This is a genomic window from Bradyrhizobium sp. UFLA05-112 (genome assembly GCF_053572325.1).
Genome location: NZ_JBANBK010000020.1, coordinates 107,801 through 119,222, shown reverse-complemented (window position 1 = coordinate 119,222; position 11,422 = coordinate 107,801). Strand labels below are relative to the sequence as shown.

Sequence of the window (11,422 nt, the reverse complement as noted above, 5' to 3'; positions counted from 1 at the left end):
CCCGATGCGCATGCATGCATCATGGTTCTGATCCCGATCGATCAACCGAATACAAGTCTGCGACGCGATATCGCGTCCAGGGCGGGCTCGCCTCGGAAGTCGTCTTCTTACTGCGCTGGACGTCTGATGGTCCTGACCTCAAGCCTGCCGCCGGGCTGGCGACCGTCAAGGGCTGCGTCGCTACGCGATGGCCTACGGCCACCCTTGACGCCCGCCGCACCACAGGCGGCCAGCCGTCTTGAGGTCAGGACCAGCAGACGTCCGCCTCCTTCGAACAAGGAGATGATCTGAAATGATCTAACAACCACTCATCCTTGACCAAGCCCATACAAGTATTCCAGAGACAGCGAGGAATATGGGGAGGCGGCCGCATACTGGATTCCCCGCTTTCGCGGGGAGTGACAGCGGAGAACGTGGAAGCGCGGCGCTACTCCGCGCTGCTCACCAGCTTGATCCTCGGCGCGGTCGCCTCCATCAGGCCGCGGTAGGCGGCGAGATAGTCGAGCGCCATACGCCTTGCGGTGAAGCGCGTTTCGAACTGCTTGCGGATTGCGCTGCGGCTCAGTTGCGGCAGGCGACCGACGGCCGCGACCGCGCTGATCTCGTCCTCGACGACGAAGCCGGTCAGGCCCTCGTCGATGATCTCCGGCGCCGAGCCGCGATTGAAGGCGATCACCGGCGTGCCGCAGGCCATGGCTTCGATCATCACCAGTCCGAACGGCTCGGGCCAGTCGATCGGCAGCAGAAGACTGAGCGCGCCGCTCAAAAACTCCGATTTCTCGTGGTCGCTGATCTCGCCGATGAATTCGACCAGCGGATTGTTCTCGATCAGCGGTCGGATCAGCTCGTCGTAATAATCCTGGTCGGCGCGATCGACCTTGGCCGCGATCTTCAGCGGGATGCCGCAGCGCGTCGCGATGTTGATGGCCCGATCGACGCCCTTTTCCGGCGCGATGCGGCCGAGCACCGCGAGATAATCCTGCTTCGCAGGCGCCGGCGTCAGCAGATTTTCCGGCAGGCCATGATGAATTGTGCGCACCCAATTGGCCTGCGGCACCGGCCGCCGCTGCGCGTTCGAGATCGAGATGACCGGGATTTCAGAGAACGTATTGAACACCGGCTGATGCTCGGGCAGGTCGAGCCGGCCGTGCAGCGTCGTCAGGAATGGCGTCGGCTGGCGATAGAATAGCGACCAGGGATAGTAATCGAGGTGAAAGTGGAGAAAGTCGAACTCCTCCTCGTCGCATTTCTGCCGCACCCGCTCCAGCATCACCATGTGCAGCGCGTTGGGATCGCGCACCGAGCCGTCCAGGCGCAGCGCCTTGGGCCATGTCGCGTCGAGCTTGGCCGAGGTATGCGAGTCGCCGCTGGCGAACAGGGTTACATCGTGTCCCAGCGCCACCAGTTCCTCCGTCAACCAATGCACCACCCGTTCGGTGCCGCCATAAAGCTTGGGTGGAACAGCCTCCGTCAACGGAGCTACCTGCGCGATGCGCATCTCACCATCCTCCTTGTCGCGATCATGAAAGTTGAACCCCAGCTCACTTCGGCACCGGCATGCCAGCCATGGGAACGTTCCCGCATCTGCGAAGTTCCACACTTCAAAGGTTACTTATTGGACACGTCCGCAATGCGGCGTGACTCGTCCGCAATCTGGTCTTGATGATGTCACGACTGTTTCTCAGATCGTCCGCATCGTCATGTCGTGATCGCATTGCAAGGGAACCGGAACGAACCGGTCGATGTTCACTCAGCCAGTGCCGCGCGAGGCACGACTGACAATTGCTTAGATGACGGGGTGGCAGCCATATGGATCAACTATCGGGTTACGCGAGGCGGCCGTTTGCCTTTGTTTTGCGCTATCTTCGCCGGCGGCTGGCGTCGCATCTGGTGATCCTGACCGCTGTGGTCGCGGCTGTCGCCTGCTCCGTGGGAACGCAATATGGCGTCAAATCGCTGGTCGACAGCCTGTCTGCCGGCGCTTCTCATGGCGGAAGCGTATGGCTGTCATTCGCTTTCCTCATGTCGCTGATCACTGCCGATAACTTCCTGTGGCGTATTGCAAGTTGGACAGCGAGTTTCACCTTTGTCGGCGTGACCGGGGATCTGCGTCGCGACATCTTCCGGCATCTGACCGGTCACGCGCCGAGCTACTTCTCGGATCGCATGCCGGGCATGCTTACCAGTCGTATCACCGCCACCTCCAACGCCGTGTTCACCGTGGAGAACATGTTTGTTTGGAATGTCCTGCCGCCGTGCATTGCCACAATTGCGGCAATCCTACTGATTGGAACCGTGAGTCTTTATATGGCGGCGGGTTTGATCATAATCGCCGGTGGCATGGTAATCGCGATGTTCCACCTTGCCGCAGCCGGCAAGCCGCTGCATGACGATTTCGCCGACAAGGCCGCCGTCGTCGACGGCGAGATGATCGACGTCATCAGCAACATGCCACTGGTGCGGGCATTCTGCGGCATCACCCACGAGCATCAGCGCTTCGACGCCACCGTGAACCGGGAACTGACGGCGCGCGGCCGCAGTCTTCGTTACCTGGAAAAGCTGCGCCTGACCCACGCCGCGGTCACCGTCGTCCTGACGCTCGCGCTGCTCGCCTGGGCCATCACGCTCTGGCAGAAGGGCGAAGCGACGACTGGCGAGGTCGTGCTGGTCTGCACGCTCGGGCTCTCGATCCTCAACGCCACCCGCGATCTTGCGGTCGCGCTGGTCGACGTCACCCAGCATGTTGCGCGGCTGACGGAGGCGATCGCAACGCTCCTGGTTCCGCACGAATTGCGTGACCACCCCGAAGCCGAGCCGCTGGTCAAGCGCGGCGCCGCGATTGCCTTCAACAACGTGACATTCGGCTATCCCGGAGCTTCGAAGATCTTCGAGCGCTTCAGCCTGCGGCTGCAGCCCGGTCAGCGCGTCGGCCTGGTCGGGCAGTCCGGCGGCGGAAAATCGACGCTGTTTACGCTGTTGCAGCGGTTCTATGACGTCGATGACGGCAGCGTCACCGTCGATGGCCAGGACATCGCGCGGGTGACGCAGCAGAGCTTGCGTGAGGCAATCTCCGTGGTGCCGCAGGACATTTCGTTGTTTCATCGCTCGGTCCGCGAGAACATCCGTTACGGCCGGCCCAACGCGACCGACGACGAGGTGTTGCGCGCGGCGATCGCGGCGCGCTGCGATTTCGTCGAGAGTATGCCCGAGGGGCTCGACACCATGGTCGGGGACCGCGGCGTGAAACTCTCCGGTGGCCAGCGTCAGCGCATCGCAATCGCGCGCGCCTTCCTGAAGGACGCGCCGATCCTGCTGCTCGACGAGGCGACCGCAGCGCTCGACAGCGAGGCGGAGGAGGCGATCCGCGAGGCGTTGTCGCGCCTGATGCGCGGCCGCACCGTGATTGCGATCGCGCACCGGTTGGCAACCCTGCGCAATTTCGACCGGGTGGTGGTGCTGAAGGCTGGCAAGATCATAGAGGACGGATCGCCCGACCGCCTGATGCAGAACCACGGGCCTTACCGCGAGCTGGTCACACAGGAGATGAACAGGCTCTCGAAGTTCGCCGCGTAAGTCGCTAGTCGCGTTCAGGTCGATTGCGTTTTGGATAACGCGCAGGGGAATAGCGCATGTCAGCCGAAGTCGTCACCCAGTTCGTCGCGGCATCGCGAACCGTGGAAGTGGTGGAGGAGCAGCCGTTCTACATTCCCATGACGGGACCTGCGGCGCGGCCGCGGCGGTCGCTCAAGCACGACGACACCTTCATCGTGCTCGACAGCCATGGCGATATCGGCGCGTCCGCCGGTGGTCCGGACGGCCTGTTCAACTGCGACACGCGCTATCTCGCGCGGCTCGAGCTCGTGCTCGACGATCTTCAGCCGTTGCTGCTCGGCTCGAACCTGCGTGACGACAACTCGGCTCTGACCGTCGATCTCACCAATCCCGATATCTACCGCAATGGCCGCATCGTCCTCCAGAAGGACCTGCTGCACATCGTGCGCACGGTGTTCCTGTGGCGCGGCACGGCCTATCAGCGCATCGGCCTGCAGAACCATGGCGACCGGCCGGCGAGCTTCGAGCTGACGCTGCTGTTCGACAGCGATTTCGCGGATCTGTTCGAGGTGCGCGGCGAGAAGCGGCTGCGTCGGGGGACCGGCGCGAGCAAATTGGTTGGCCCGACCGACGTCCTGTTCGAATATCGGGGCCTCGATGACGCGCATCGCACGACGGGGCTGCATTTCGATCCAAGGCCAACCCGGCTCTCGGTCAATGCCGCCACCTGGCAGCTCGAGCTCGAGCCGCATCATACGAAGTCGTTGTTCGTGGCGGTGTCCTGCAACCGGCCGCAAACACTCAAGCCAGTGCGGTTCTTTCCGGCCATGCTGGCGCATCGCCGCGAAATGCGCTCCTGTACGGCGGGGGCAACCAGCATCGAGACCTCCAACAACATCTTCAACGAGGTGTTGTGCCAGGCGATGGCCGACCTCAACATGCTGATGACGGATACGCCGCAGGGCCGCTATCCCTATGCCGGCATTCCCTGGTACTCGACGACCTTCGGTCGCGACGGCCTGATCACGGCCTTGCAGATGCTGTGGATCGATCCGCGGGTCGCCAGGGGCGTGCTGCGGCGACTCGCGCACTTCCAGGCAAAGGCCACTGACCCGCTCGCCGACGCCGAGCCCGGCAAGATCCTGCACGAGATGCGCGGCGGCGAGATGGCGGCGCTGCGCGAGGTGCCGTTCGCGCAATATTACGGCAGCGTCGATTCGACCGCGCTGTTCGTGCTGCTCGCCGGCCACTATTTCGAGCGCACCGGCGATGTTGAGACGCTGCTGGAATTGTGGCCTGCGATCGAAGCCGCGCTGGCCTGGATCGACGGACCCGGCGATCCCGACCAGGACGGCTTCGTCGAATATCAGCGTGCCTCGGAGCAGGGCCTTGCCAACCAGGGCTGGAAAGACTCCTATGATGCGATCTTCCATGCCGACGGCACGCTCGCCGAAGGCTACATCGCTCTCGCCGAAGTGCAGGGCTATGTGTTTGCCGCCAAGCAGCTCGCCGCGCGCTGCGCCCTGCGGCTGGGCAAGCCGGACAAGGTGAGGAAGCTGGAGGCCGAGACAAAGGCGCTCGCCGCACGCTTTGAGGACGCGTTCTGGTGCGAGGAGCTCGGCACCTATGCGCTCGCGCTCGACGGCGCCAAGCGGCCCTGCAAGGTGCGGACGTCGAATGCCGGCCAGCTCCTGTTCAGCGGCATGATCAGGGAGGACCGCGCGCGCAAGGTCGCTGCCGACCTGATGCGGCCGTATTTCTTCTCCGGCTGGGGCATTCGCACCGTGGCGCTCGGCGAAATCAGATACAATCCGATGTCCTATCATGACGGTTCGGTCTGGCCACACGACAATGCGCTGATCGCGCTCGGGCTCGCGCGCTACGGCCTGAAGCATTCGGTGGCGCACGTCTTCAAGGGCCTGTTCGAGGCCGCGACCTATATGGACCTCCGGCGGCTGCCGGAATTGTTCTGCGGCTTCCGGCGCGAGAAGCGCCGCGGCCCGACGCTCTATCCGGTCGCCTGCGCGCCGCAGGCCTGGGCCAGCGCGACGCCGTTCACGCTGCTGGAAGCTGCGCTCGGCATCGAGTTCGACGTCGCGCGCAGCGAGATCCGCCTGCGCAATCCGCATCTGCCGGCGTTTTTGAACGAGGTGGTGCTGCACGACCTGCAACTGGGCCCGTCCAGCGTCGATTTGCGGATCCGCCGCCACGGCACCGATGTCGCGCTCGAGGTGCTGCGCACGCGCGGACAGATCCAGGTATCGATCGTGCTGGCGCACTAGTGGCATGATCCGGAAAAGTGTGGAGCGGTTTTCCGAAAAGATCATGCTCAAACAACAACCTAAAGCGCGATGACGATTCGTCACAATCTCATCGCGCTTTAGCATCGCCAGCCGGAGGAGGTCGCATGCCCGCCATGACGCGGTTGATGCTGGTCGCAGTGATCCTGGGAAGCATCGCGCCTGCGATGTCGTACGCGGCGGAGGAGCCGCCTGCGGTGCAAACCGAGCCGAACGCTCCGCCATCGCCGGCCCCGGCCGCGCCTGTGGTGCCGAAGGATGCGCCGCCGCCGCCGTCGGTTACCATCATCGGTGCCAGCGACGCGCACGGCGTGCTCGGGCGCGACGTGCGCAGCGCCGCCGATGAGGACATGGGGCGCATCGTCGACGTCGTCGTCGATCGCACCGGCAAGGTGCGCGCGGCGGTGATCGATTTCGGCGGCTTCCTCGGCGTCGGCAGCCGCAAGATCGTGGTCGACTGGAACGCGCTGCACTTCGGCAAGATCGCCAACAAGAAGGACAGCATCAGCCTGGAGCTGACCAAGGCCCAGGTCGCGGCTGCGCCGGAGTACAAGGAGGACACACCGATCGTCGTGCTGGGTGCGTCCGGCACCCTGCAACCGCTGCAGTTCATTCCGTAAGGAAAGGGGAGGGCAGACTGTCGGTGCGCTTGTCCAGGAAGCCGAGCCATCCGAGCAACGATCAACGTGGCCCACCTGAGAGCCGCAACGCTGTCCCTGCGCTTCCGCAACCTGTGCCGTCAAAGCAAAGCCTGCGGGCGCTGGACTGGTTCATCTTCTTTCTGGCCGACGTGCAGACCGGCTTTGGCCCGTTCATCGCGGTGTATCTGACGACGCAGAAATGGACGCAGGTCGAGATCGGCCTCGTGCTGTCGATCGGCGGCATCGTCGCCCTGATCGGTCAGATGCCGGGTGGCGCGATCATCGACGCCGCGAAATCCGAGCGGCTGGTCGCGGGGCTGGCCATCGCGACCATCGGCTGCTGCGCGCTTGCGTATGCGGCGATGCCGATCTTTCCGGTCGTGGTGACGGCGGCGACCCTGCATGCGGCCGCGAGCTGCGTGCTGGGGCCGGCGATCGCCGCGATCAGCCTCGGCCTTGTCGGGCCGTTCGCGATCGGCGAACGGCTCGGCCGCAACGCGCGCTTCGCATCGCTTGGCAACGGCGTCGCCGCCGCGGTGATGGGCACCGCCGGCTATCTGCTGTCGAGCCGCTCGGTGTTCCTGGTCACCTTCCTGCTCGCTATCCCGACCCTGATCGCCCTGTCGCGGATCCGCGAGGAGGAGGTCGACGTGGCGCGCGCGCATGGCGAAATGCCGCGCGAAGCCGCCGAAGGCGCGGACACGAATGTGTGGCATCTGCTGAGGCAGCGGCCGCTGTTGATCTTCGCCTGCAGTGTGATGCTGTTGCAGCTTGCGAACGCGGCGATGCTGCCCTTGATGGCGAGCGTGGTGACGACGCGGTCCAGCCAGTGGGCGACTGTCCTGATCGCGGGCTGTATCATCGTGCCGCAGGCGATCGTTGCGCTGATGTCGCCGTCGGTCGGGCGCAAGGCGCAGGCCTGGGGCCGGCGGCCGCTGCTGCTGCTAGGGTTCGGCGCGCTTGCGATTCGCGGGCTTTTGTTCGCAACCGTCCGCGACCCCTATCTCTTGGTGCTGGTGCAGGTGTTCGACGGCATCACGGCTGCGGTGTTCGCGGTGATGATTCCACTAATCGTCGCCGACGTCGCCTTTGGCAGCGGCCATTTCAATCTTGCGCAGGGAGTCGTGGGAACCGCGACCGGCATCGGCGCGTCGCTGAGCACCGTGCTCGGCGGCTTCATCAGCGACAGGTTCGGCAGCAGCACCGCCTTCGTCGGCCTAGCCTGTGTCGCCGCGGCTGGGCTCGTCCTGATTCTCCTGGTCATGCCGGAGACGCGGCGCAGCGCAGGTTGAGAATGAGAAAATGGCCGGCCGAAACGGATTCGGCCGGCCAGTTGGGAAGATGGCAGGGAGGAAGAAATCAGGCGTCGAGATTGTGCAGGCGCTGGCGGTTGCGCAGCACGATCTGACGGGCGCCGGAAAAGCCCAGGATGCCCTGGGAATGAAGCTGCGACAGCGCGCGCGACACCGTTTCCAGCGTCAGGCCGAGATAGTCGCCGATGTCGCGACGGCACATCGGCAGCGCCATCATGCCGGCGACGGCGAGCCGGCGGTCCATTTCGAGCAGGAAGGTCGCAACGCGCTCCATGGCGGTCTTGCGGCCGAGCAGCAGCATGTGGTCCTCGGCGTGGCGCAGTTCGCCCGCGGTCATCGCCCAGAGCTTGCGGGCAACCTGCACGTCGGTGCCGGCGGCTTTCTCGAGGCTGGAGCGCTTCACGAGGCGCACGGTGGTGTCGATGATGGCCTCGGCGGCGAGGCGATGGGTGGCGCCGGATTCGAGACCGAACACGTCGCCGGGAAGGTGGAAGGCGCCGATCTGGCGGCGGCCGTCGGAAAGGAGCTTGTAGCTGCGCACCGCGCCGGAGACGACCTGGTAGACGTATTCAGCAGGCTCGTCCTCGCCGTAGATCTCCTCGTCCTTGCGGTAGGAGAACTCGGTGGCGACAAGACCGACATGGCCGGTGATGGCGCCGAACTGATCGGAGACTGGATGAGCGGCGGGGGCGATCTTGCTGCCGTGAATCTGGGTATTGAGCAACTGGGTGAGCATCTTGGCCATCTCCATTTCAGATGGCAGATGGTTACCGCGGGTTTCGGGGCGTGAAAATTTCGAGCGATATCTTAAGGGGGTGTACCTACGTAGATTCCCGTAGGTCGGTCCTCGAGGTCAGCCGTTGGGCTTGCGCTGGATGGCGCCGCGGATGCGCTTGATGAGATTCTCGTCGAGAAGCGGCTTCAAGATCACGTCCTTGATCCCGACCGCGGCGGCGCGGGTCGAAATATTCTCGTCCGGATAGCCCGTGATCAGGATCACGGGCGTGTCGCCCTCCGACTTGCGCAGGCGCCTGGCGAGCTCGACGCCGTTGATATCGGGCATCTTGTAATCGATCACGTAGCAGTCCGCGCCAGGGGAGTGCGGGGTATTCAGCAATGCCGTGGCATTCCTGAAGGTCCGCACGGCGAAGCCGTCCGTTTCGAGCAGGAATCGCAGTGATCCCAGGACGGCATCGTCGTCGTCGACCACGTAGACGGTGGGCTTGAGGGGGGACGACATTGGATCCCGCCTATGGTGTAAGCTGATCTCAGTCATGCGACTTTGCTAACACGCGACGGGGAGACGGACTTGACATGCCTCAAGTCGAAGCCGGCTCAATCCTTGAGCATGCCGGCGCGCATCGCCAGCCGCACCAGCTCCGACAGGCTGCCAGCCTGCATCTTGGTCATGACGTTCGCCCGGTAGACCTCGATGGTGCGCGGGCTGATGTCGTATTCGCGGGCAATCAGCTTGTTGGAGAGGCCCGCGATCAACCCCTCCATGACCTGGCGCTCACGCGGGCTGAGCGAGGCCAGACGCGCGGCGACGTTCTGCGTGATTGCCTCGCTCTTGGCAGCAGGCTCGGCCCGGTGGATCGCGGTTTCGATCATCGCGATCAGGCGATCGTCATCGAACGGCTTTTCGAGGAAGTCGACGGCGCCAAGCTTCATGGCTTCGACCGCCAGTGGAACGTCGCCATGACCGGTCATGATCAGGATCGGGAATGGGCTTTGCGTGGCCTTCATGCGCTTCAGGAGCTCGATCCCGTCAAGCCCGGGCATGCGCACGTCGGACACCACGCAGCCGAAGGGGAGACCCGGCAGCGCATCGAGAAAGCCTTGCGCCGCCTCGAACAATCGGACACTGAAGCTGGACGAATCCAGCAGGAACTTCAGCGAATCCCGCATCGCCTCGTCGTCGTCGATGACGTAGACATGTCCTTTGGTGGTCATTGATCAGTTCTCGTCGGCTGCCGGCAAGGTGAAGCGAAACGTCGCGCCGCCCGATGCGTTGCTCTCGGCCCACATGCGGCCGCCGTGAGCCTCGATGATCGAGCGGCTGATGGAAAGTCCCACGCCCATGCCGGTCTCCTTCGTCGTGAAGAAGGTCTGGAACAGGTTCGGTATCACGTCGTCGTGGAAGCCGGATCCGGTGTCGGCGACTTCCACTTCGATCATGTCGTCGACCCCCTCGGTGTTGGTCACGACGAGCTCGCGCCGTGGCGATTGCGCCATGGCCTCCAGCGCGTTGCGGAACAGGTTGACCAGCACCTGCTGGATCTGGACGCGGTCGGCCAGCACCAGGTCGGCCTCTGGATCAAGATTGAAGCGGAGCTGAACGTTCTGCTCGCGCGCGCCGGCAAGGCCGAGGGCGCCGGCTTCCTCGATCAGCTTGGAGAGGCTCTCGACCCGCTTCTCGGATTCGCCGCGCGAGACGAAGTCGCGCAGGCGGCGGATGATCTGGCCGGCGCGCAGCGCCTGCTCGGCGGCGCGGTCCATCGCGCTCTCGATCTTTTCGATATTCGGATCCCTGCTGCCTGCCAGCAGCCGGCGCGAGCCCTTCATATAGTTGCTGATGGCCGCCAGCGGCTGGTTGAGCTCGTGAGCGAGCGCCGAGGCCATCTCCCCCATGGCGCTCAGGCGCGAGACATGGACGAGCTCGGACTGCAGCTCCTGGAGCCGCGCCTGGGTGTGCTGGTGCTCGGTCATGTCGCGGACGAAGCCGGTGAAATAAGGCTCGCCGCCGGATTGCATCTCGCCGATCGACAGGTGCATCGGAAACGTCGTGCCGTCGCGCCGCTTGCCGGTGACGATGCGGCCGATGCCGATGATGTGGGGATCGCGCGTGGTGCGGTAGCGGGCGATATAGCTGTCGTGGCGGGAGCGGTCGGGGTCGGGCATCAGGATGTTGACGTTCTGGCCGATCGCCTCATGCTCCAAATAGCCGAACAGGCGCTCGGCGGCCGTGCTGAACAGCTGGATGATGCCATGGCCGTCGATGACGATCATGGCATCGGGGATCGTGTGCAGGATCGAGCGGAGATGGGTCTCGCGGGTGCGCAGCGCTTCCTCGACCTGCTTCTCCTCGTCGATGTCGAGAAAGATCCCACTCAGATGCCGCGCGCTACCGGCCTCGTCCCGGATCAGGCCGGCGCGGGCCCTGATCCATTGTCCTCTGCCGGAATCGGCGATCCGGAAAGACACGTCGAATCCGCCGCCGCGCTCGGCGACGCGCCCGATCGCGGCTTCGACGCGCTCGCGGTCTCTCGGCTCGAGGCGTGACAGAAAAAGCTCATAGGTAATCGGCTGGCTGCGGGCGACGCCGAACATCGCCCCGGCCGCATCCGACCACTCGAATTCCTGCGTCTTGAGGTCGAGGTCCCAGGTGCCGACGCCGAATCCCTCGATCCGCACCCGGAAATGTTCGCCCCGACCGTCATCTGCCGGATGAGTTACGCGGGTCGGGCTCAATTTGCTTCCATCCTTGCGTTGTGGTCCGGGGCGCGGTTCCGCGACCGCAATTTCGCGCATGGCCGCCCCGGAGGCAAGTTCGGCGATCGGTTACCTCGCGACCGGTTGACCAGTCCAGCGGCGGCCCGAACCGTTTGCCGGCTTG

The 11,422-nt window shown here is 64.4% G+C and carries 10 protein-coding genes; 5 read left to right on the top strand and 5 right to left on the bottom strand.

Going from position 1 to position 11,422, the window contains the following annotated elements:
• The coding region (locus SO180_RS14685) for a hypothetical protein (protein ID WP_449379539.1) at positions 1-242 on the top strand (242 nt) is incomplete at its 5' end.
• A 185-nt stretch (positions 243-427) separates the two neighbouring features.
• On the opposite strand, the gene SO180_RS14680 is transcribed toward SO180_RS14685, so the two are convergent.
• Positions 428-1,498 carry a glycosyltransferase family 4 protein gene (locus SO180_RS14680; RefSeq protein WP_449379538.1) on the bottom strand — a complete coding sequence of 357 codons (1,071 nt, stop codon included), beginning with the start codon at positions 1,496-1,498 and terminating at the stop codon, positions 428-430.
• 311 nt (positions 1,499-1,809) lie between these two features.
• On the opposite strand from SO180_RS14680, the gene SO180_RS14675 reads away from it, so the two are divergent.
• The 4 genes from SO180_RS14675 (at position 1,810) to SO180_RS14660 (ending at position 7,785) form a co-directional block, all read left to right on the top strand.
• A complete protein-coding gene (locus tag SO180_RS14675; protein ID WP_449379537.1) occupies positions 1,810-3,573 on the top strand; it encodes an ABC transporter ATP-binding protein in 1,764 nt (587 codons plus the stop codon).
• 56 nt (positions 3,574-3,629) lie between these two features.
• A complete protein-coding gene (locus SO180_RS14670; protein ID WP_449379536.1) occupies positions 3,630-5,834 on the top strand; it encodes an amylo-alpha-1,6-glucosidase in 2,205 nt (734 codons plus the stop codon).
• Positions 5,835-5,959: 125 nt separating this feature from the next.
• Entirely contained in the window at positions 5,960-6,472 is a 513-nt protein-coding gene (locus tag SO180_RS14665; protein ID WP_449379535.1) for a PRC-barrel domain-containing protein, read from the top strand.
• A 23-nt stretch (positions 6,473-6,495) separates the two neighbouring features.
• On the top strand, positions 6,496-7,785 hold the full coding sequence (locus SO180_RS14660; RefSeq protein WP_449379534.1) for an MFS transporter: 1,290 nt from the start codon (positions 6,496-6,498) through the stop codon (positions 7,783-7,785).
• 67 nt (positions 7,786-7,852) lie between these two features.
• Here SO180_RS14660 and SO180_RS14655 read toward each other — a convergent pair whose 3' ends face one another.
• From SO180_RS14655 to fixL, 4 genes are all read right to left on the bottom strand, one after another.
• Positions 7,853-8,542 carry a helix-turn-helix domain-containing protein gene (locus tag SO180_RS14655; protein WP_449379545.1) on the bottom strand — a complete coding sequence of 230 codons (690 nt, stop codon included), beginning with the start codon at positions 8,540-8,542 and terminating at the stop codon, positions 7,853-7,855.
• 117 nt (positions 8,543-8,659) lie between these two features.
• Entirely contained in the window at positions 8,660-9,082 is a 423-nt protein-coding gene (locus tag SO180_RS14650) for a response regulator (protein ID WP_449379533.1), read from the bottom strand.
• A 59-nt stretch (positions 9,083-9,141) separates the two neighbouring features.
• A complete protein-coding gene (fixJ, locus tag SO180_RS14645) occupies positions 9,142-9,759 on the bottom strand; it encodes a response regulator FixJ (RefSeq protein ID WP_449379532.1) in 618 nt (205 codons plus the stop codon).
• Between the two features lie 3 nt (positions 9,760-9,762).
• Complete coding sequence (fixL, locus tag SO180_RS14640) at positions 9,763-11,277, bottom strand: sensor protein FixL (RefSeq protein WP_449379531.1); 1,515 nt, start codon at positions 11,275-11,277, stop codon at positions 9,763-9,765.
• Positions 11,278-11,422 lie beyond the last annotated feature (145 nt).

Excerpts from the sequence above, each read along its gene's own strand:
- SO180_RS14675 (WP_449379537.1), top strand. The coding sequence starts at position 1,810 with ATGGATCAACTATCGGGTTACGCGAGGCGGCCGTTTGCCTTTGTTTTG.
- fixJ (WP_449379532.1), bottom strand. The coding sequence starts at position 9,759 with ATGACCACCAAAGGACATGTCTACGTCATCGACGACGACGAGGCGATG.
- SO180_RS14650 (WP_449379533.1), bottom strand. The coding sequence starts at position 9,082 with ATGACTGAGATCAGCTTACACCATAGGCGGGATCCAATGTCGTCCCCC.
- SO180_RS14680 (WP_449379538.1), bottom strand. The coding sequence starts at position 1,498 with ATGCGCATCGCGCAGGTAGCTCCGTTGACGGAGGCTGTTCCACCCAAG.
- SO180_RS14670 (WP_449379536.1), top strand. The coding sequence starts at position 3,630 with ATGTCAGCCGAAGTCGTCACCCAGTTCGTCGCGGCATCGCGAACCGTG.
- SO180_RS14665 (WP_449379535.1), top strand. The coding sequence starts at position 5,960 with ATGCCCGCCATGACGCGGTTGATGCTGGTCGCAGTGATCCTGGGAAGC.
- SO180_RS14655 (WP_449379545.1), bottom strand. The coding sequence starts at position 8,542 with ATGCTCACCCAGTTGCTCAATACCCAGATTCACGGCAGCAAGATCGCC.